Genomic DNA, 20,727 nt, shown 5'->3' with positions numbered 1-20,727 from the left:
GACCATCTCTCTCCATCCGGTGGTAGCGCTATCACGTCGGAAGGCACCGGCGGCAACCGCTCCTGCGGGAAAGGCAGACGTCCGACGACGACACACGACGCCCGGGCGTCTCCTCGGTCACGTCGGCCAGCGGCCTGGCCACGGGGTTGCACGATCCCGAACGGGGGCCACGGAGAGGCGCCGACCCGTCCGGCACCCGCTCCGCCCCCAGGATTCGAACCCGGACCTCAAGGCACCAAAGGCCTGCGTGCTGCCGTTACACCAGGGCGGACCGCGGACGACCCGCCGCCTCGGCCGGTCCCGCGTCGGGCGTCAGTCTGCCAGCCGCAGGCGCGCAGGGCTGAGCAGGACCATCGCCTCATGTGCGCCACCTGAGAGGATGGCCCGATGACGTCCGAGCCTCGGCGCGCCCCGCGGGTGCCCCGCGCCCGCATGACCGCGACGCAGCGGCGCGAGCAGCTGCTGCAGGTCAGCCGCCAGCTCTTCGCCGAGAAGGGCTTCGACGGCACGTCCGTCGAGGAGATCGCGGCGCGCGCCGAGGTGTCCAAGCCCGTCGTGTACGAGCACTTCGGCGGCAAGGAGGGCATGTACGCCGTCGTCGTGGACCGGGAGATCCAGGCGCTGACGACGGCCCTGACCGGGGCGCTCGACGAGGGCGGGCACCCGAAGGTCATGGTCGAGCGGTCGGCGCTGGCCCTGCTCGACTACATCGAGGACAACGAGGACGGCTTCCGCATCCTGGTGCGGGACTCCCCGGTGGCGCAGGCGACCGGGACGTTCTCCAGCCTGATCGGCGACGTGGCGACCCAGGTCGAGCACCTGCTCGCGGACCAGTTCACCCGGCAGGGCCTGGACCCGCGGACGGCGCCGATCTACGCGCAGATGCTCGTCGGGATGGTGGCGCTCACCGGCCAGCACTGGCTGGACGCCCGCAGCCCGAAGAAGGCGGACGTGGCCGCGGCGCTGGTGAACCTGGCCTGGAACGGGCTGTCCGGGCTGGAGCGCCGGCCCCGGCTCACGAGCGCGCCCGAGCCGCGGCGCCGGACGCGCACCGCGCAGAAGGCGGACGAGCCGGCGCCGACGGAGGCGTGACCGGCCCCACCAGCGCGTTCCGCCCGGCCGCCTCCCCGGTGCGGGTCGGCCGGTCGAGTAGCCTCGCCCGCATGTCGGCTGCCGTTCCCCCAGCGCGGGACCCGCTCGGGCACGGCGCGGCCGAGCCCCGGGACGAGGTCGACCGCATCGTCGAGGCGTGGGCCCGCGAGCGCCCGGACCTGGACGTCGCGCCGCTGTCGGTGCTGTCGCGGGTGACCCGGCTGTCCCGGCACCTGGACCTCGCGCGGCGGCAGGCGTTCGCCCGGCACGGGCTGGAGCCGTGGGAGTTCGACGTGCTGTCGGCGCTGCGCCGCGCGGGCGCGCCCTACCGGATGTCCCCGGGGGCGCTCCTCACCCAGACCCTGGTCACCAGCGGGACGATGACGAACCGCATCGACCGGCTGGCCTCCCGGGCGCTGGTCGAGCGGCTGCCCTCCCCCGACGACCGCCGCGGCGTGCTCGTGCGGCTCACGGACGAGGGCCGCGCCCGGGTGGACGCGGCCATGTCGACGCTGCTCGACGTCGAGCGGGGGCTGCTGGACGGCCTGGGCGCCGACGACCGCGACCGCCTCGCGGACCTGCTCCGCACGCTGGTCGCCCCGTTCGACACCCCCTGAGACGCGACGACGCGCGCGGCACCCCCCTGAGTGCCGCGCGCGCCGTCCGCGGGTGTCAGGCCGCCTTGGCCAGGGCCTCCGACAGCTTCACCCGGCGCCCGGTCCGGAGCACGGACCGGGAGTAGATCCGGGCGCCGATCGCGGTGACGACCACGGCGGACACCGCGAGGATCCCCAGCGACAGCAGCGGCTCCCACCACGCGGCCTGCCCGAGGAACAGCCGCACCGGCATGCCGACGGCGGCGCTGAACGGCACGTACGACATGACGGTCAGCACGGTGTCGTTGTCGTTGAACAGGATGACGCCGAAGTACGGGATCATCACGAGCATGATCACCGGCGTGAGCACGGAGCCGGTGTCCTCGATGCGGGACACGAGCGACGCGGCGGACGCGAACAGCGCGGCGAGCAGCACGAACCCGACCAGGAAGAACAGCACGAACCAGGCCACCGGCGCGCCGATCATCCCGAGGACCTCGTCCTGACCGGTCACGACGAGGCCGATCACCGCGACCGCACCGATCGCGGCGATCTGGCCGACCGCGAGCGCCGTGTTGCCCAGGATCTTGCCGCCGAGCAGCGCCCGCGGCGGGACGGTCGACAGCAGGATCTCGACGATCCGCGACTGCTTCTCCTGCACGGTGTTCTGCGCGATGGTGCCGCCGAACGACGACGCCGCCATGAGGAACACCAGCCCGAACAGCAGCGACACGAGGTACCGCAGGCCGTCGGAGGTGGCGGACTCGTCGAGCAGCTCGACCGGGGGCGTGACCGCGAGCGCGCTCAGCACCCCGTCGGGCGCGGAGTCCAGGCCGACGACCACGACGCCGAGCGTGTTGTCCGGGTCCTCGTCGGGGAGCACCGCGGCGGAGACCTCCTCGGACTCCACCAGGGCGCGCGCCTCGTCGGCGTCCGCGGCGTCGACCGCCTCCAGGCCGTCGACGTCCGCGATCACCGAGGACGTCTCGGGGACGACGGCGACCTTGGTGTCACCACCGCCGAGCTTGTCCCCCAGCAGGGAGGACAGCACGATCCCGCCGAGGACCAGCACGAGCAGCACGGCGGTCGAGATGAGGAACGACTTGGTGCGGACCTGCGACATGATCTCGCGCTCGGCGACCATGAGGGTGCTCTGCACGGCGCTGGGCGTCGCCGGCCGGGGGCGGCCCGGCGTGGGGGTCGGGGTGCTCATCGGACCGTCTCCTTCGTCCGCGCGGTGGCGGTCTCCTCGTCGTGGCGCTGCTCGTCGCGGACGATGTCGCGGAAGATCTCCGCGAGCCGCGGCGTGACCGGCGCGAACCGGCTGACCGGGGCGGCGTCGAGGGCGGCGCGCAGCACCCGCTGGGCGGTGGCCTCGTCGGCGTCGAACAGCGCGTAGCCGCCGTCGAACTCGACGACCTGCACGCCGGGCTCGGTGCGGAGCCAGCCCATGTCGCCGCCGGACGTGATCTCGTACCGCGGCTCGGCGTACCGCTGGCGCAGCGCCTCCTTCTCCCCCGCCGCGCGGATCTTCCCGCCGGCGATGACGACGACGTCGTCGCACAGCCGCTCGACCACGTCGAGCTGGTGCGAGGAGAACAGCACCGGCACCCCGCGGGCCGCGTGCTCGGACAGGACGCCGAGCACCACCTCGACGGCCATCGGGTCCAGGCCGGAGAACGGCTCGTCGAGGATCAGCACCTCGGGCTCGTGCACGAGGGCCGCGGCGATCTGCGCGCGCTGCTGGTTGCCGAGCGACAGGTCGTCGACCGGGTCGTCCAGCCGCTCCTCGAGGCCGAGCTTCACGAGCAGCTCGCGGGCCCGCTCGGTGGCGGTGCGCCGGTCGTAGCCGTGCAGCCGCGCGAGGTACGCGATCTGCTCCAGCACCTTCATCTTCGGGTAGAGCCCGCGCTCCTCGGGCATGTAGCCGAACGCGCGGCGCCGGTCGTCGCCGAGCGGGCTGCCGTCGAGGGTGATCGTGCCGGAGTCCGGCGTCAGCACGCCGAGCACGATCCGCATCGTGGTGGTCTTGCCGGCGCCGTTGCCGCCGACGAACCCGGTGAGCTTGCCCCGCTCCACCGTGAACCCGACGTCGTCGAGCACCAGCCGGTCCCCGAAGGACCGGTGGATCCCGTCGAGCTGCAGCATGTCGTCTCCCGTGTGTGCCCCGTGGCGGACCGGTCCGTCCGCCGGGGTCCACGCTAGGAGCCGCCCCCCGGTCGCCGCCTCGGCCGCCGGGCGGAACTTCACGGGCCGGCCGGCCTCCCCCTCGGGGCGGAGGCGCGGCGGGGCGTCAGTCCGTCAGGCCGTTCTCGAAGGCGAAGACGACGGCCTGCACCCGGTCCCGCAGGCCGAGCTTGGTCAGGACGTTCGACACGTGCGTCTTGACGGTCGCGCGGCCCAGGACGAGCTCCGCGGCGATCTCGTCGTTGCTCAGCCCGCGCGCGACCAGGCGCAGCACCTCGAGCTCCCGCTCCGTCAGCCCGGCGGAGGAGCCGGCGGACGAGCCGGCGACGGGGCCGCCCGCCGCGGGCACCCCGCTCCGCCCCGGGGCGGAGCCGGCGGCCATGGCCCGCGCGATCACGGCCCGGGTCACCTCGGGCGACAGCAGCGCGTCCCCGGCGGCGACGGCGCGCACGGCGTCGGCGAGCTGCTCGGGCCGGGAGTTCTTCAGCAGGAACCCGGCGGCGCCGGCCTGCAGCGACTCCAGCAGGTAGTCGTCGCGGTTGAACGTGGTGAGGACGAGCACCGCGGCGGACACGTCCGGGTCGGCGACGATCCGGCGGGTCGCCTCCAGGCCGTCCATCTCGGGCATCTGCACGTCCATGCACACGACGTCCGGCTGCAGGGAGCGCGCGAGCTCGACCGCCTCGCGCCCCGTGCCGGCCTGCCCGACCACCTCCAGGTCGGGCGCCGCGCCGAGGATCGTCGCCAGCCCGGCGCGCAGCAGCGCCTGGTCGTCGGCGAGCAGCACCCGCACCGGCCGGCCAGGCCCGGAGGCCACCTCCGTGCCGTCGGTCTGCGTGGTCATCGTGCCCCTCCCGTCCGGGGTGCGAGCGGCACCCGCGCCCGCACCAGGTACCCGCCGCGCCCGCGGGCGCCCGTCTCGAGCGTGCCGCCGTCGGCGGCGACCCGCTCCCGCATCCCCACCAGCCCCAGGCCGCCGGACGTCGTGCGCGCGGGCCGCCGGCCCGCGGTGCCGTCGTCCGCGATCTCCAGCTCCACCGCGTCCGTGTCGTACCGCAGCCGCACGTCGACGCGGGCGCCCGTGCCGGCGTGCTTGCGCACGTTCGTCAGGGCCTCCTGGCAGATCCGGTACAGGTTGAGCGACGTCAGCGGCGGCACCCGCACCGGCTCGCCGACCACCTGGAACTGCGCGGCGAGCCCGGTGTCGGCCGCCTGCTGCACCAGCTCCGGCAGCCGGTCGACGCTCAGCGAGCCGACCGCGGACGTCTCGGCGTCGGCGCCGGACTCCCGCAGGGTGCTGAGCAGGCCGTGCAGCTCGTCGACGGCCTCGCGCGCCGAGTCCTCCACCTGCTCCAGCGCCGCGGCCGCCCGCTCGGGGTCCGATCCCAGCACGACCCGCGCCGCCGCCGCCTGCACGCCCATCATCGACACGTGGTGGGCGACCGCGTCGTGCAGCTCGCGCGCCAGGCGCAGCCGCTCGATCGCGACGGCCTGCTCCTCCACGCGGCGGCGCTCGCCGACCAGCTGCCGGCCGCGCCAGTCGGTGCGGGCGCGCTCGCGGGCGGCGTTCCACGCGTGCTCGCCGAACCACCACGCCCCCGCGAAGTACAGGATGTTGGTGAGCAGCTGGATCAGCAGGTACGCCACCAGCGGGGAGAACGCCCCGGCGTTGGAGAAGCCCTCGATGCCCTCGGGGTCCGTCACCGCCTCGAACATCGCGACGAGCAGCCAGACGAACATCGCCACGACGATCGCGGCCCGCACCCACGCGGCCCGCGTGCGCCGCGGCTCCCAGGCGCCGACCGTGTACAGCGCCATGAACAGGGCGATGTTGGCGAATAGGGTCTCCGGGACCTGGAGCTCGGCCGAGACGATGAACGCCACGGCCACCACCACCGCGACCGCCGAGGGCCAGCGGCGGCGCAGCGCGAGCGGGGCGGTGATCGCCAGCAGCATGAGGACGCCGACCCAGCCCTCCGCGGGCTCGTCGTACATCCCGGCGGTCTGCCCCAGCGCGAGGCTCAGCACGGCGCCGACCAGCAGCCCGGCGGCCTGCAGCGCGTCGTAGCGGCGCTGGTCGTCGGTCAGCGGCGGGCGGTGCCAGCCCGGGGCGTCCGGGTCCTCGACGAGGGACGGGACGGGGCCGGCGGTGTCGCCGTCGGAGCGCAGCACGGGGCCACCGTAGCGGTCACCCGGCCGCCCGCCGCACGCCCGACGCCCGCCCGACCCTCGCCCGCCGCCTAGTCTTGACCGAATGGCCCACCTGCTCGGCGGCGAATCGCTGCACCTGTCCTTCCCCACCAAGAACGTCTTCGACTCCGTGACCGTGGGCCTCAACGAGGGCGACCGGGTCGGCATCGTGGGCCGCAACGGCGACGGCAAGTCCTCGCTCCTGGCGCTCCTGGCCGGGCGGCTGACCCCCGACTCGGGCCGCGTCACCGTGCGCGGCGGCGTGCGGATCGGCGTGCTGGACCAGACCGACACCCTGGACCCCGCGCTGACCGTCGGGGCCGCGGTGGTGGGCGACCGCGTGGAGCACGAGTGGGCGGGCGACCCGCGCATCCGCGACGTCGTCTCGGGCCTGGTGGGCGACCTGCCGTGGGACAAGCTCGTCGCCGACCTGTCCGGCGGGCAGCGCCGCCGGGTCGCGCTCGCCGCGCTGCTGGCCGGCGACGACGACGTGCTCATGCTCGACGAGCCGACCAACCACCTGGACGTCGAGGCGGTCACCTGGCTCGCCCGGCACCTCAAGCGCCGCTGGTCCGCGAACGCCGGCGGCCTGCTGGTCGTCACCCACGACCGCTGGTTCCTCGACGAGGTCTGCACCGCGACGTGGGAGGTGCACGACGGCATCGTCGAGCCGTTCGAGGGCGGGTACGCCGCCTACGTCCTGCAGCGCGTCGAGCGCGACCGGATGGCGGCGGCCAGCGAGGCCAAGCGGCAGAACCTCATGCGCAAGGAGCTGGCCTGGCTGCGCCGCGGTGCGCCCGCCCGCACCTCCAAGCCGAAGTTCCGCATCGAGGCCGCGAACCAGCTGATCGAGGACGAGCCGCCGATCCGCAACGCCGTCGAGCTGTCCCGGATGGCGACGGCCCGGCTCGGCAAGGACGTCGTCGACATCGAGGACGTCTCGGTCTCGTACGGCGACCACGAGGTGCTCACGCACGTGACGTGGCTGATCGCCCCCGGCGAGCGCACCGGCGTGCTCGGGGTCAACGGCGCGGGGAAGTCGACGCTGCTGGGCCTGGTCACGCGCGACGTGAAGCCGACCACCGGCCGGGTCAAGCACGGCAAGACGGTGAAGGTCGCCACCCTCACCCAGGAGCTCGCCGAGCTGCGCGACATCGCCGACGACCGGGTCAACGAGGTCGTCGCGCGCTACCGGACGTCCTACGTCGCGGGCGGCAAGGAGATGACCCCCGGCCAGCTGCTCGAGCGCCTGGGGTTCACCAACGCCCAGCTGCAGACGCCCGTGAAGGACCTCTCGGGCGGTCAGCGCCGCCGGCTGCAGCTCCTGCTGATCCTGCTCGACGAGCCGAACGTCCTCGTGCTGGACGAGCCGTCGAACGACCTCGACACCGACATGCTCGCCGCGATGGAGGACCTGCTCGACACCTGGCCGGGCACGCTGCTGGTCGTCTCGCACGACCGGTACCTGCTGGAGCGCGTCACCGACCAGCAGTACGCGGTGCTCGACGGCCGGTTCCGGCACGTCCCCGGCGGCGTCGACGAGTACCTGCGGCTGCTGGAGCACCAGCGCTCGGGGACGTCGGTCTCGACCGGGGCCCCGACGGAGGCGACCGGCGGCGCGGCGTCCGACGGGCCGTCGACCGGGCTCGACGGCGCCGAGCTGCGGGCCGCGAAGAAGGAGCTCGGCGCCCTGGAGCGGCGCATCGCGAAGCTCACCGGCCAGATCGAGGTCCTCGACCGGAAGATGGCCGAGCACGACCCCGCGGACTACGGCGGCCTCACCGCCCTGGGCGAGGAGAAGCACGCCCGCGAGGCCGAGGTCGCGGAGGTCGAGGAGCGGTGGATGGCGCTCGCGGAGGCCGTCGAGGGCTGACCTGCGCCGCGTGCGACGCCGCCCCTTCGCTGCTCACTAGGATCGACGCATGTCCCGCATCCTGTCCGCGGTCGCCTGGCCCTACGCCAACGGCCCGCGTCACATCGGCCACGTCGCCGGCTTCGGCGTCCCCTCCGACGTGTTCAGCCGCTACATGCGCATGGCGGGCCACGACGTCCTCATGGTCTCCGGCACCGACGAGCACGGCACGCCGATCCTCGTGCAGGCCGAGCAGGAGGGCGTCACGCCGCAGGAGCTCGCCGACCGGTACAACCGCGTCATCGTCGAGGACCTCACGCAGCTCGGCCTCTCCTACGACCTGTTCACCCGCACCACCACGCGCAACCACTACGCCGTGGTGCAGGAGATGTTCCGCACGGTGCACAAGAACGGGTACATGGTCGAGAAGACCACCATGGGCGCGATCAGCCCGTCGACGGGCCGCACCCTGCCCGACCGGTACATCGAGGGCACCTGCCCGATCTGCGGCTACGACGGCGCCCGCGGCGACCAGTGCGACAACTGCGGCAACCAGCTCGACGCGATCGACCTCAAGAACCCGCGCAGCCGGATCAACGGCGAGACCCCGAAGTTCGTGGAGTCCAACCACTTCTTCCTGGACCTGCCGGCGTTCGTCGACGCGCTGGGCGACTGGCTGCGCACCCGCACGGAGTGGCGGCCGAACGTCCTGAAGTTCTCGCTGAACCTGCTGGACGACGTGCGCCCGCGCGCGATGACCCGCGACATCGACTGGGGCATCCCCGTCCCGCTGGAGGGCTGGGAGGACAACCCGTCCAAGCGGCTGTACGTGTGGTTCGACGCCGTGATCGGGTACCTGTCCGCGTCCATCGAGTGGGCGCGCCGCTCCGGCGACCCGGACGCGTGGCGGCAGTTCTGGACCGACCCCGAGTCGCTGTCCTACTACTTCATGGGCAAGGACAACATCACCTTCCACTCGCAGATCTGGCCGGCCGAGCTGCTCGGCTACGCCGGCGGCGGGTCGAAGGGCGGCGAGCCGGGCCCGTACGGGCGGCTGAACCTGCCGACCGAGGTCGTGTCGTCCGAGTTCCTCACGATGGAGGGCAAGCAGTTCTCGTCCTCCCGCGGCGTGGTCATCTACGTGCGGGACATGCTGAGCCGGTACCAGCCGGACGCGCTGCGCTACTACATCTCGACGGCCGGGCCCGAGGCCCAGGACGCCGACTTCACGTGGGCCGACTTCAAGCGCCGCACCAACGACGAGCTCGTCGCCGGCTGGGGCAACCTGGTCAACCGCACCGCGAGCATGATCCACAAGAACGTCGGGGCGATCCCCGAGCCCGGCCCGCGGCTCGGCGTCGACGAGGCCCTGCTCGCGCAGACCACGACGGCGTTCGGGCGGGTCGGCGAGCTCATCGGCACCCACCGGCACCGCGCGGCGATCGCCGAGGCGATGCGGGTGGTCGGCGAGGCCAACCGGTACATCTCCGAGACCGAGCCCTGGAAGCTGAAGACGGACCCGGTGCGCCTGGGCACCGTGCTGCACACCGCGGCGCAGGCCGTGAGCGACTGCAACACGATGCTCTCGCCGTTCCTGCCGCACTCGGCGCAGCAGGTGCACGAGGCCCTGGGCGGCACGGGGACGTTCTCCCCGCTGCCCCGGATCGACGAGGTCACCGACCTGGACGACAGCTCGCGGCACTACCCGGTCATCACGGGCGACTACCGGCGCGGCGAGACGCTGCCCGCGTGGCAGCCGCGCGCGATCGTCCCGGGCACGCCGGTCGAGAAGCCGACGCCCGTCTTCACCAAGCTGGACGACGACGTGGTCGAGGCGGAGCTCGACCGCCTGCGGCAGGGCTGAGTGGCGCGGTCCCGCAACCGGCCGCGGGGCTGGGCGCCCTCGCCCGAGCCGCTGCCGGTTCCCGTGGTCGACGACCACACGCACCTGGAGTCCGTGCTGTCCGTGCAGGCGGAGGCCGGCGAGGACGCGGACGGCGAGCCGGCGCCCGCGACGCTGGACGACCACCTGGACCGGGCGGCGGCCGTCGGCGTCCCGCGCATGGTGCAGGTCGGCTGCGACCTGGACGCCGTCGCGTGGACGGACGCCGTGCTGCGGGTCGACGCCGGGGTCCAGGGGGCCGCGGCCCCGGTCCCGCTGCGGGCCGGACGCCGGGCGCTGCTCGGCGCCGTCGCGATCCACCCGAACGAGGCCGTGCTGCACGCCCGCGTCCACGAGGTCGCACCCGACGGGCTGGAGCCCGACCCGCAGCCGCGGCACGACGCCGACCTGGACGCGGCGCTGTCCCGGGTGACGGAGGTCGCCCGGGCCAACGACCGCGTCCGGGCGATCGGCGAGACCGGGCTCGACTTCTTCCGGGCCGGTCCTCGCGGCCGCGAGGTGCAGCGCGAGGCGTTCCGGGCGCACGTGGCCCTGGCCAAGGAGCTCGGGCTCGCCCTGCAGATCCACGACCGCGACGCGCACGACGAGGTGGTCGAGGTGCTGCTGAGCGACGGCGCACCGGAGCGCACGGTGTTCCACTGCTTCTCCGGCGGGCCGGCGCTCGCCGAGGTGTGCGCGCGCGAGGGCTGGTTCGCGTCGTTCGCCGGACCGCTGACCTACGGCGCCAACGACGACCTGCGCGCCGCGCTGCGGGTGCTGCCGCTCGACCTCGTGCTGGTCGAGACCGACGCGCCCTACCTGACCGCGCACCCCCTGCGCGGCCGCCCGAACGCCCCGTACCTGGTGCCGCACACCGTCCGCCGCCTCGCCCAGGAGCGGGACCTGGACCTCGCGGACGCCTGCCGCGCCCTGGCCACGACCGCGGAGCGCGTCTACGGCCCCTGGTAACCCCCCCTCTCCCCCTTCCCTCTCCCCTTCCCCTCTCCCCGCCCCCCTCTGCCGCCGAGGTCGGCACTCCGCGCCCGACGTCGGCAGCTCCGGGTGCCGAACTGGGCCCGGGGGTGCCGACCTCGGCGCAGCAGCCGGCCCCCCGGGTGGGTGGTTCCGGCCCGTTCGCCTTTCGGGGTCGGTCACGAATCGGTTACGGTCGGGGGGCTGTACCGGCGTGAGTCCCTCCCTCCCGCCGACCCGACCTGCTGGAGCCCCCCGCGTGCCTGCGCCCGAGTCGACCGCCCCGTCAGAGCCGTCGGTGCCGCCCGCACCCTCGACGCCGCCCGCGGGCACGCGCCGCGCCCGCGCCCTGCGTCTCGGCGCCCAGGGGCTGGCCCTCGTCCTCGTCGCCGGCGCGACCACCGCGTTCGCGGGCCTGCACAAGTCCGTGACGGTCGAGGTCGACGGCTCCCCGGTCGAGGTGAGCGCGTTCGGCCGCACGGTCGGGCAGGTGCTCAGCGCGGGCGACATCGCGGTCGGCGAGCACGACCTCGTCGCGCCCGGCCTGGACGAGACCGTCTCCGACGGCGCGCAGATCGTCGTCCGGCACGGCCGCGAGCTCGAGGTGGAGGTCGACGGCCGGCAGCAGACGGTGTGGACGACGGCCCTGACGGTCGGCGAGGCAGTCGAGGGCCTGGGCCTGCGCGACGACGAGACCCTCCTGTCCGCGTCCCGCTCCGCCTCCGTGACGCGCGAGGACCTGCTGCGCGTGTCGACGCAGAAGACGATCCACCTGGCCGTCGACGGTCAGGTGATCGACGGCGTGACCAGCGCCGGGACCGTCCGCGACGCCCTGCGGGAGATCGGGCTCGTGCTGAACGAGGGCGACCGGGTGTCCGTGCCGCTCGACGCGACGGCGACCGACGGGCTCGTCGTCCTGGTGACCCGGGCGGCCACCGCCGGCGAGACGGTCACCGAGGCGGTGCCGTTCACCGAGCAGGAGGTCGAGGACCCCACCCTCGTGAAGGGCACCCGGAAGGTCGAGACCGCGGGCCGCGCGGGCGTCCGCACCACCACGTACAGCACCGCGACGGTCGGCGGCGCGGTCGTCGACCGGCAGGTCGTCGCCTCGGCGATCACGGTCGAGCCCGTGACGCAGGTGGTCAAGGTCGGCACGATGGAGCTCGCGTCCGGCGTGGACATCACCGTGTCGCCGGGCAGCGCGCAGGAGCTGGGCAAGCAGATGGCCGCCGAGCGCGGCTGGGGCGACGACCAGTTCGCCTGCCTGCTGCAGCTGTGGAACAAGGAGAGCGGCTGGCGCATCGACGCGGAGAACCGGTCGTCGGGCGCCTACGGCATCCCGCAGGCCCTCCCCGGCTCGAAGATGGCCAGCATCGCCGCGGACTGGCGCACCAACCCGGCCACCCAGATCACCTGGGGCCTGAACTACGTCGCGGGCCGGTACTCCACCCCCTGCGGCGCGTGGTCCTCGTTCCAGTCCAAGGGCTGGTACTGACCCCGGAGCCGGCCCGGTCCGCCCGGCCGGCCCCTGACCTGCGGGAGCGTTGCCACCACTTGGCATCAGGTCACGAATGGGTTACGGTCGCGTGTCGCTCGTGACAGACCGGTAGTCCGGGACCACGGGCATCCCGCACAGCCCGCGCAGCAGCGCGCGGGAGCATGACCGCCGGATCGGGGATCCGGGACCGTCGGGTGCAGCACCTCCCTCCAGGTGCCGCCACCGCCGCAGGGCCTCCGGGCCCGGGCACCGTCGGGCGCCGCCACGCGGCGCGCCCCGCCCCCCGTGCCCGGGACCGTCGTCGTCTGGAACCACGTGACCTCCTTCCTCCGCCGCGCCCGCACGCGCCTCGCCGCCACCTCCGCCGCCCTGGGCACCCGCGTCGTCCGCAACACCACGGACGCCCCGGCTGCCGCCGACGGCACCGAGCCCACCGCCGAGCGCCGGTCGCGCCGGGGGCGCGTGCGCCTCGTCGGCGCCGCGACCGCCGTCGTCGTGCTCGCCACCGGTGGCGTCGCCGTCGCGGACGCCCACAAGACCGTGACCCTCGACGTGGACGGCGTCACCACGACCGTGTCCACGTTCGCCGGGAGCGTCGACGGCCTGCTCGAGGAGCAGGACCTCGACCTCGGGCAGCGGGACACCGTCAGCCCCTCCGGCGCCCTGCGCGAGGGCGTCGACGTCGTCGTGCGGCACGCCCGCCAGGTGACCGTCGAGACCGACGGCGCGCAGGAGACCGTGTGGACCACGGCCCTGACCGCCGACGAGGCGCTCGAGATGCTCGCCACCCGTGGCGACGACGTGCGCCTGGTGGCCTCCCGCTCCACCGCGGGCGGCCGCCCGGACCTGTCGCTCGAGCTCACGCTCGACGGGCCGGCGGACGTCGCGGTCGACGGTCAGACCTTGACCGTGCCGGACGGCAGCACCACCGTCGCCGACGCGCTCGACCGGCTGGGCATCGCGCTCACCCCGCTCGACCGGGTCAGCGTCCAGCACACCGGCGACCGGGTCACCGTGGTGATCAACCGCGTCGTCGTCCAGGACGTCACGACCACCCACGAGGTGCCGTTCAACGCCGTCGAGCAGGACGACCCGTCGATGTTCATCGGCGAGTCCGAGGTCACCACGGCCGGCGTCGCCGGCGTGCGGACCGTCGTCGAGCGCGTCACCACCGTGGACGGCGTCGAGACGGCCCGCGAGCCCGTGTCGGACAACGTGACGCAGGCGCCGGTGGACCAGGTCACGAACGTGGGCACCACCAAGAAGCCGGTCGCGAAGGCGCCGGCGACGAGCGCGGCTCCCGCGACCGGCGGCGGCACCCCCGCGGTCGGCGGCGGCGACGCGGCGGGCCTGAACTGGGCGGCCCTCGCGGCGTGCGAGTCGGGCGGCCGGGTCAACGCGGTCTCCGCGAGCGGCAAGTACCACGGGCTCTACCAGTTCTCGGTGGGCACGTGGCAGGCCGTCGGCGGCTCCGGGCTCCCCTCCGAGGCCTCGGCCGAGGAGCAGACCGCCCGCGCGCAGGCGCTCTACAACCGCTCCGGCGCCGGGCAGTGGCCGCACTGCGGCCCCCGCCTGTTCTCCTGAGCAGGTGAGCCCGCCGGTGGGCCGCGCGCCGCGGCCCGCCGGGTAGGCTCGCCCGCATGTCCTCCAGCAACGGCCCTGTCGCACCCGCGGCGGGGCCGTTGCTCGGTCCGGCGGAGATCCGCGCCCTCGCCGAGCGCGCGGGCATCCGGCCGACCAAGACCCTCGGGCAGAACTTCGTGCTGGACGGCGGGACGGTCCGCAAGATCGTCCGGCAGGCCGACGTGGTGCCCGGTGAGCGGGTCGTCGAGATCGGCCCCGGCCTCGGCTCGCTGACGCTGGGGCTGCTCGAGGCGGGCGCCGACGTCGTGGCGGTCGAGATCGACCCCGTGCTCGGGACGCTGCTGCCCGAGACCGTCCGCCGGCACGTCCTCGGGGCGGACGTGCACGTCGTGGACCTGCCCGACGTCGTGCCCGGTCCCGCCGACGCGCCCGACCCCGGCCCGCCGGCCGTGCCGTCGCTCACCGTGGTCCGCGGCGACGCGCTGGACGTGCGGGCGCTGCCCGGCCGCGCGCCCACCGCACTCGTCGCGAACCTCCCCTACAACGTCTCCGTGCCGGTGCTGCTCACGTTCCTCGAGCGGTTCCCGACCCTGGAGCGGGTGCTCGTCATGGTGCAGGCCGAGGTCGCGGACCGCCTGGCCGCGCCGCCCGGCAGCCGCACCTACGGCGTCCCGTCCGCCAAGGTCGCCTGGTACGCGTCCGCCCGGCGCACCGCGACGATCGGCCGCTCGGTGTTCTGGCCCACGCCGAACGTCGACTCGGCGCTCGTCCGGATGGACCGGCGTCCCGCGCCCGCCACCTCCGCCACGCGCGAGGAGGTGTTCGCCGTGGTCGACGGGGCCTTCGCCCAGCGCCGCAAGATGCTCCGGTCGGCGCTCGCGTCCCTGGCCGGCGGGGCCGAGCCGGCATCGGCCGCGATCGCCGCGGCGGGGGTCGACCCGCAGGCCCGGGGCGAGGCGCTGGACGTGACGGCGTTCGCGCGCGTGGCCGAGCAGCTGCGCGCGGCCCGCTGATCCGACGCCCCCGCGCACCCCTCCCCGCCCCGTCGTGACCTCGCGCCGGACGCGCGCGGAACTGGCACAGTGGGTGCCGTGACCGACCTGCGCCTCGCTCCCCGCACCGGACGTGAGGTGCGCGTCCGCGCCCCCGGCAAGGTCAACCTGTCGCTGCGCGTCGGCTCGCGGCGGCCCGACGGCTACCACCCCGTCGCGACCGTGTTCCAGGCGGTGTCGCTGTACGAGGACGTCGTCGCGTCGCCGTCGGACGGCCTCGAGGTGACGGTCTCCGGCCCGCAGGCCGCGCACGTGCCGACCGACGGCAGCAACCTCGCGCTGCGCGCCGCCCGGGCCCTCGCCGAGCGCACCGGCATCGACGAGGGCGTGCACCTGCACCTGCACAAGGGCGTCCCCGTCGCGGGCGGCATGGCCGGCGGGTCCGCCGACGCCGCGGCCGCCCTGCTCGCCTGCGACGCGTTCTGGGGCACCGCGCTCAGCCGCGAGGAGCTGCACGAGGTCGCCGCGGAGCTCGGCTCCGACGTGCCGTTCCTGCTCATGGGCCAGACCGCCGTCGGCTCCGGCCGCGGCGACCTGCTGACGGCCGCCCTGTCCCGCGGGGAGTACCACTGGGCGTTCGGGGTCCGCGAGACCGGCCTGTCGACTGCCCGGGTCTACGAGGAGCTCGACGTGCTCGGCGCCGGCCGCGAGGAGCTCGACACGGACGGGGACGTCGCCGTGCTGCAGGCCCTGCGCGCCGGGGACGCCCCGGCCGTCGGCGCGCTGCTGCACAACGACCTGCAGGACGCCGCGGTGGAGCTCGCCCCGGGCCTGGTCGAGACGCTGTCGGTCGCCGAGGACGCCGGCGCGCTCGGCGTGGTGGTCTCCGGGTCCGGCCCGACCGTCGCCGCGCTGGCCCGCAGCCGGCAGCACGCCCTGGTGATCGCCGCCGCCATGACCGCGGCGGGGGTCGCCGACTCGGTGCTCACCGCCTCCGGCCCCGTGCCGGGCGCGCGCGTGGTCGCCGGGTCCGACGTGCTCTGAGCGCTCCGGGCCCGCGCCGCCTCAGCCCTGGACGACGTCGCCCGAGCCGTCCACGTCGGACGACACCTCCGGGTCACCGGTGTAGCGGACGGTCCCCGAGCCGCTGATCGCCACCGCGAGCCGCCGCTCGGCGTGCACGGAGATGTCACCGGAGCCCTCGATGGACGTGTCGGCCTCGTCGGCGCGGAGGTCCTCGGCGTCGATCTCGCCCGAGCCCTCGATCCCGAGGTCCACCGACGCGGCGTCCCCGGTCAGCTCGATGTCGCCGGAGCCCTCGATGGCCGCCTGCAGCTCGTCGGCGTCGACGCCCTCCAGCTCGATGCTGCCCGAGCCCTCGATCAGCACCCGCACCTGCCCGCCCGTCACGTCCGAGCCCGCCACGTCGCCGGAGCCGGAGATGACCAGCTGCTCGAGCTCGCCGATCACCAGCTCGTACTCGATGTCGCCGAGCCGCGAGAACCCGAACGTCGACCGCGAGTCCAGGACCAGGACGCCGTCGCGCACCTCCGAGACGAGACGCTCCTGCGTGCCCTCCGAGGCCCGGATGGTCAGCGACGGGGTGTCGCCGCGCCGCACCGTCAGGTCGCCGGAGCTCGCCAGGTCCACCGCCCGCACGTCCTCGATCTCGACCTGCCGCTCCACGACCGGGCCGCTCGCCCCGCCCGCGCACGCGGTGAGCCCGAGCACGATCCCCGCACCGACCGCTCCTGCTGCCGCTGCTGTCGCCCGCCGTGCCATGGTCCGTCTCCTCGTGCTGCGCGCAGGGCCGTCCCCGCGTCCTCACCACGAGCCTGGCAGCCCGGCACCCCGCGGCGACATCAGGGACGCCCCTGAGCCGACCCTGGGGAGAACCCCCGGGTGGCGCCCAGGGTGCACTCAGGCCGGGGTCAGCCCGGGTCAGGCGCAGGTCCGGCCCAGGTCAGCCGTCGAGCCGCGTCAGCCCCTTGCGCAGCCCGCGCACCGCCTGCGCGATCCGCTGCTCGTTCTCGATCAGCGCGAACCGCACGTGCCCGTCGCCGCCCGGACCGAACCCGACGCCGGGCGAGACCGCCACGTCGCACTCGCGCACCAGCATCTCCGCGAACTCGATCGAGCCCATCTCCCGGTACGGCTCCGGGATCCGCGCCCACGCGAACATCGTGCCGCGGGGGCGCAGGATGTCCCAGCCGATCCGGCTCAGCCCGTCGACCAGGGCGTTGCGCCGGCTCTCGTACACGGAGCTGAGCTCCGCCGGGTAGTCGAGGGCCTCGTTCAGCGTGACCGTCGCCGCGATCTGGATCGGCTGGAACGTGCCGTAGTCCAGGTAGGACTTGAGCTTGGCCAGTGCGCCCACGACGTCGGACCGGCCGACCAGGAACGCCACCCGCCAGCCGGCCATCGAGTACGACTTGGTCATCGAGTACAGCTCGACGGCGACGTCGGTCGCGCCGACGCACTGCATGATCGACGGGGGCGTCCAGCCGTCGAAGCACATGTCCGCGTAGGCCAGGTCGTGCACCAGGACGACGTCCCGCTCGCGCGCCCAGTCGACCAGCCGCTGCAGGTCGTGCAGCTCGACCGTCGTGGTCGTCGGGTTGTGCGGGAAGGACAGCACGACCACGCGCGGCTTCGGCCAGCCCAGGTCCCACGCCTCCATCACGCGGTCCACGTAGCCGGCGCCGTCCGTGCCGTCGCCGATGGGCACCTGCCGCGCGTCCGCCCCCGCGAAGTACGGGCCCCAGATGTGGATCGGGTACGACGGGGTCGGCACCAGGGCCGCGTCGCCGGGCTGCAGCAGCACCCACATGAGGTGGCTGAACCCCTCCTTCGCCCCGATGGTCGAGATCACCTGCGTCTCCGGGTCGAGCGTCACGCCGAACCGGCGCAGGTAGTGGTCGGCGACGGCCTGCCGGAGCTTCGGGATGCCGCGGGAGGCCGAGTACCGGTGGTTGCGGGTGTTCTGCGCGGCCTCGGCCAGCTTGTCGACGGCGATCTGCGGGCTGGGCAGGTCCGGGTTGCCGAAGCCGAGGTCCACGACGTCGCGGCCGGCGCGGCGCGCCTCGACCTTGAGCGTGTCGATGATCGTGAAGACGTACGGCGGCAGGCCGGGGATGCGACGGAACTCCATGGGCAGACGCTAGCGCCGGGGCGCCACCGCGTCGTGGAGGACCTGCGCAGGTGCCGTCGAGATCAGCGGGTGCGCGCCGCGAGCGCCGCCGCGTACAGGTCGCGCTTCGGCACGCCCGCGACCTGCGCGATCTCGGCGACCGCGTCCTTCAGCCGCTCGCCGGCGTCCGCGCGCGCCAGGACCTCCGCGACCAGCTCCGCCGTCGACGGCACCTCGCGGGCGGGCGCCCCGGCGACCACCACGGCGATCTCGCCGCGCACCTCGCCGGCGGCCGCCCACGCCGCGAGCGCCCCCAGCCCGTCCCGGACGACCTCCTCGTACGTCTTGGTCAGCTCCCGGCACACCGCGGCGGGCCGGTCCGCGCCGAACGCCGTCGCCATGTCCGCCAGCGTCGCGGCCAGCCGGTGCGGCGCCTCGAAGAACACCATCGTGCGCGGCTCGCGCTCCAGGGCGGTGAGCGACCGCAGCCGCTCCCCCGGCTTGCGCGGCGGGAACCCCTCGAAGCAGAACCGGTCCGTCGGCAGCCCGGACAGCGCCAGCGCCGTCAGCACCGCACTCGGCCCGGGGGCGGCGGTGACCGTCAGCCCCGCCTCGACGGCCGCGGCGACCACGCGGAACCCCGGGTCCGAGACCGCGGGCATCCCGGCGTCCGTGACGACGAGCACCGTGCCACCCCCCGCGACGACCTCCAGCAGCTCCGGGGTGGTCGCCGCCTCGTTGTGCTCGTGGTGGCTCACCACCCGGCCGCCGACGGTCACCCCCATCCGGGTCGCGAGCGCCCGCAGCCGGCGCGTGTCCTCCGCGGCCACCACGTCCGCCTGCTCGAGCAGCCGGCGCAGCCGCGGCGAGGCGTCCTCCACGTTCCCGATGGGGGTCGCGGCGAGCACGAGCCGGCCGGCGCCGGCGGGACGGGCGGAGGGGGAGGTCACGCGGGCCAGCCTGCCACGCCGGGGACCGCACAGGTCACGCCCCGACGCCGCCCCTACGATGACGACCGTGCCGCAGCCCGACGACCAGCCCGACGTGCCCGGTCCCCGCGACCCCGCCGGGCGGGCGGACGGACCGGTCGAGGCACAGGACGCGGCGCCCGGTGCCCACCCGCACGCCCACGCGCACGCCGCCGGCCCGGATCTGTCCACTCACGACCGCCTGCTCGTCACCCTGCTCGGCACCCGGACGCTCCTGCTCGGCGCCACGCGGCGCGCCCGGCTGACGGGCTGGCTGTGGCCGCTGGCGGTGACCCTGCTGGGCGGCGTGCTCCGGTTCTGGGACCTGGGCCGCCCGCACGAGCTCGTGTTCGACGAGACCTACTACGTGAAGCAGGCGTACTCGCTGCTGACCCAGGGCTTCGAGGGCCAGTGGGGCGACGACGCGAACGCCGGGTTCGTGGCGGGCGACGCGTCCGCGCTGCGCACGTCGGCGGAGTACGTGGTGCACCCGCCCGTCGGCAAGTGGCTGATCGCCCTGGGCATGCACCTGGGCGGGGGCTTCGAGTCGTCCGCGGCCTGGCGGCTGGCGTCGGCGGTCGCCGGGACGCTCGCGGTGCTGATGGTCGCGCGGATCGGGCGGCGGCTGCTCGCGTCCACCGCGCTCGGTACCGTCGCCGGCCTGCTGATGGCCGTCGACGGCGAGGCGATCGTGCACTCGCGCACCGGCCTGCTCGACGGCTTCGTCATGGTGTTCGCGCTCGCCGCGTTCGGGGCGCTGCTGCTCGACCGGGACCAGGCGCGGCGCCGGCTGGCCGCCCGCACCTCGGCCCTGCTCGACTCGGGCGCGGCGCTGGGCCTCGGCCCGCGGCTGGGCGTGCGGTGGTGGCGGTTCGCGGCCGCGGTGCTGCTCGGGCTCTGCATCGGGACGAAGTGGTCCGGCCTGTACTTCCTCGCCGTGTTCGGGCTGCTGTCCGTCGCCTGGGACGCGTCCGCGCGGCGGTCCGCGGGGGTCCGCCGCTGGCTGCCCGCGGCGCTGTGGCGCGACGCCGTGCCGGCCGGCCTGGTCATGGTGCTCACCGCCGCCGTCACCTACGTCGCCACCTGGTGGTCGTGGTTCGCGCACCCCGGGTCGTACCTGCGGCAGTGGGCCGAGCAGCACCCCGGCGAGGGCGTGACCTGGCTGCCGCCCGCGCTGCGCTCACTGTGGCACTTCCACACCGAGATGTGGCAGTTCCACACGACCCTGACCGCCGAGCACGCCTACGCCGCGCACCCGCTCGGCTGGATCCTCCAGTGGCGCCCGACGTCGTTCTACTACCCGAAGACCGTCTCGGGCCTGACGGGCGACGCGGCGGAGCTGGCCTGCGGGGCGGGCTCCTGCTCCCAGGCGATCACCTCGCTGGGCAACCCGGTGATCTGGTGGCTCGGCGCGCTGGCCGTGCTGGTCGCCCTGTGGTGGCTGCTGGTCCGCCGCGACTGGCGGGCCGGCGCCGCGCTGTCCGGCATCGTCGCCGGGTGGGTGCCGTGGTTCGCGTACGCCCACCGGACGATCTTCACGTTCTACTCGATCGCCTTCACCCCGTGGGTGGTCCTCACGCTCGTGTACGTCCTGGCCCTGCTGGTGCAGAGCCGGGACCCCGTGCAGCGGCGGCGCGGGGTCGTCGCCACGACGGGGGTGCTCGTGGTCGTGCTGGCGGTCAGCGCGTTCTTCTACCCCGTGTGGACCGCGTGGGTGGTGCCGTACGACTTCTGGCACCTGCACATGTGGCTGCCGTCCTGGATCTGACGGGGACCGGACCGGG

17 protein-coding genes and 1 tRNA gene are annotated in these 20,727 nt (G+C 74.7%); 10 read left to right on the top strand and 8 right to left on the bottom strand.

Features of this window, described 5'->3' with window-relative positions:
- Window positions 1–199: 199 nt before the first annotated feature.
- Window positions 200–271, bottom strand: a tRNA-Gln gene (locus QNH85_RS12960).
- Window positions 272–432: 161 nt separating this feature from the next.
- Here QNH85_RS12960 and QNH85_RS12955 point away from each other — a divergent pair.
- Both QNH85_RS12955 and QNH85_RS12950 read left to right on the top strand, forming a co-directional pair.
- The gene (locus tag QNH85_RS12955) at window positions 433–1,092 is read left to right on the top strand and encodes a TetR/AcrR family transcriptional regulator (RefSeq protein WP_428830406.1); all 660 of its coding nucleotides are present in this window, start codon (window positions 433–435) and stop codon (window positions 1,090–1,092) included.
- Window positions 1,093–1,163: 71 nt separating this feature from the next.
- Window positions 1,164–1,709: a MarR family winged helix-turn-helix transcriptional regulator gene (locus QNH85_RS12950; protein WP_213283522.1), complete on the top strand. Its 546-nt coding sequence runs from the start codon at window positions 1,164–1,166 to the stop codon at window positions 1,707–1,709.
- Window positions 1,710–1,764: 55 nt separating this feature from the next.
- Here the strand turns inward: QNH85_RS12950 and QNH85_RS12945 are convergent, their stop codons facing one another.
- The 4 genes from QNH85_RS12945 to QNH85_RS12930 form a co-directional block, all read right to left on the bottom strand.
- Complete coding sequence (locus tag QNH85_RS12945) at window positions 1,765–2,901, bottom strand: ABC transporter permease (RefSeq protein ID WP_282947027.1); 1,137 nt, start codon at window positions 2,899–2,901, stop codon at window positions 1,765–1,767.
- On the bottom strand, window positions 2,898–3,836 hold the full coding sequence (locus QNH85_RS12940) for an ABC transporter ATP-binding protein (RefSeq protein ID WP_282947026.1): 939 nt from the start codon (window positions 3,834–3,836) through the stop codon (window positions 2,898–2,900). The genes QNH85_RS12945 and QNH85_RS12940 overlap by 4 nt, the downstream gene beginning before the upstream one ends.
- Window positions 3,837–3,981: 145 nt before the next feature.
- Window positions 3,982–4,719: a response regulator transcription factor gene (locus QNH85_RS12935; protein ID WP_282947025.1), complete on the bottom strand. Its 738-nt coding sequence runs from the start codon at window positions 4,717–4,719 to the stop codon at window positions 3,982–3,984.
- A complete protein-coding gene (locus tag QNH85_RS12930) occupies window positions 4,716–6,047 on the bottom strand; it encodes a sensor histidine kinase (protein WP_282947023.1) in 1,332 nt (443 codons plus the stop codon). The genes QNH85_RS12935 and QNH85_RS12930 overlap by 4 nt, the downstream gene beginning before the upstream one ends.
- Before the next feature lie 82 nt (window positions 6,048–6,129).
- Here QNH85_RS12930 and QNH85_RS12925 point away from each other — a divergent pair, with 82 nt between their 5' ends.
- From QNH85_RS12925 to QNH85_RS12895, 7 genes are all read left to right on the top strand, one after another.
- The gene (locus QNH85_RS12925; protein WP_282947021.1) at window positions 6,130–7,938 is read left to right on the top strand and encodes an ABC-F family ATP-binding cassette domain-containing protein; all 1,809 of its coding nucleotides are present in this window, start codon (window positions 6,130–6,132) and stop codon (window positions 7,936–7,938) included.
- A gap of 49 nt (window positions 7,939–7,987) precedes the next feature.
- Window positions 7,988–9,781: a methionine--tRNA ligase gene (metG, locus tag QNH85_RS12920; RefSeq protein WP_282947019.1), complete on the top strand. Its 1,794-nt coding sequence runs from the start codon at window positions 7,988–7,990 to the stop codon at window positions 9,779–9,781.
- Window positions 9,782–10,768, top strand: a complete 987-nt coding sequence (locus tag QNH85_RS12915; RefSeq protein ID WP_428830405.1) for a TatD family hydrolase — start codon at window positions 9,782–9,784, stop codon at window positions 10,766–10,768. It begins immediately after the preceding gene.
- A gap of 262 nt (window positions 10,769–11,030) precedes the next feature.
- Window positions 11,031–12,266: a resuscitation-promoting factor gene (locus QNH85_RS12910; RefSeq protein ID WP_346016323.1), complete on the top strand. Its 1,236-nt coding sequence runs from the start codon at window positions 11,031–11,033 to the stop codon at window positions 12,264–12,266.
- A gap of 318 nt (window positions 12,267–12,584) precedes the next feature.
- Complete coding sequence (locus QNH85_RS12905) at window positions 12,585–13,853, top strand: resuscitation-promoting factor (RefSeq protein WP_282947016.1); 1,269 nt, start codon at window positions 12,585–12,587, stop codon at window positions 13,851–13,853.
- Between the two features lie 56 nt (window positions 13,854–13,909).
- On the top strand, window positions 13,910–14,866 hold the full coding sequence (locus QNH85_RS12900; protein ID WP_282947014.1) for a ribosomal RNA small subunit methyltransferase A: 957 nt from the start codon (window positions 13,910–13,912) through the stop codon (window positions 14,864–14,866).
- A gap of 78 nt (window positions 14,867–14,944) precedes the next feature.
- Window positions 14,945–15,889: a 4-(cytidine 5'-diphospho)-2-C-methyl-D-erythritol kinase gene (locus QNH85_RS12895; RefSeq protein WP_282947013.1), complete on the top strand. Its 945-nt coding sequence runs from the start codon at window positions 14,945–14,947 to the stop codon at window positions 15,887–15,889.
- 21 nt (window positions 15,890–15,910) lie between these two features.
- Here the strand turns inward: QNH85_RS12895 and QNH85_RS12890 are convergent, their stop codons facing one another.
- The 3 genes from QNH85_RS12890 to rsmI all read right to left on the bottom strand — a co-directional run bounded on the left by QNH85_RS12890 (window position 15,911) and on the right by rsmI (window position 18,925).
- The gene (locus QNH85_RS12890) at window positions 15,911–16,627 is read right to left on the bottom strand and encodes a head GIN domain-containing protein (protein ID WP_282947012.1); all 717 of its coding nucleotides are present in this window, start codon (window positions 16,625–16,627) and stop codon (window positions 15,911–15,913) included.
- Window positions 16,628–16,808: 181 nt separating this feature from the next.
- Window positions 16,809–17,996: an aminotransferase class I/II-fold pyridoxal phosphate-dependent enzyme gene (locus QNH85_RS12885; protein WP_282947011.1), complete on the bottom strand. Its 1,188-nt coding sequence runs from the start codon at window positions 17,994–17,996 to the stop codon at window positions 16,809–16,811.
- Between the two features lie 62 nt (window positions 17,997–18,058).
- On the bottom strand, window positions 18,059–18,925 hold the full coding sequence (gene rsmI / locus QNH85_RS12880) for a 16S rRNA (cytidine(1402)-2'-O)-methyltransferase (RefSeq protein WP_346016322.1): 867 nt from the start codon (window positions 18,923–18,925) through the stop codon (window positions 18,059–18,061).
- Window positions 18,926–18,983: 58 nt separating this feature from the next.
- Between rsmI and QNH85_RS12875 the strand changes: the two genes are divergently transcribed.
- Window positions 18,984–20,711 (top strand): dolichyl-phosphate-mannose--protein mannosyltransferase, encoded by a 1,728-nt coding sequence (locus tag QNH85_RS12875; RefSeq protein WP_428830404.1) that lies wholly within the window; start codon window positions 18,984–18,986, stop codon window positions 20,709–20,711.
- Window positions 20,712–20,727: the final 16 nt, after the last annotated feature.

Origin of the sequence: Cellulomonas endometrii, from assembly GCF_949769265.1 — a bacterium.
Taxonomy (GTDB): domain Bacteria; phylum Actinomycetota; class Actinomycetes; order Actinomycetales; family Cellulomonadaceae; genus Cellulomonas; species Cellulomonas endometrii.
The sequence above is the reverse complement of the archived record's forward strand: the minus strand, read 5'-3'. Positions and strand labels throughout refer to the sequence as shown.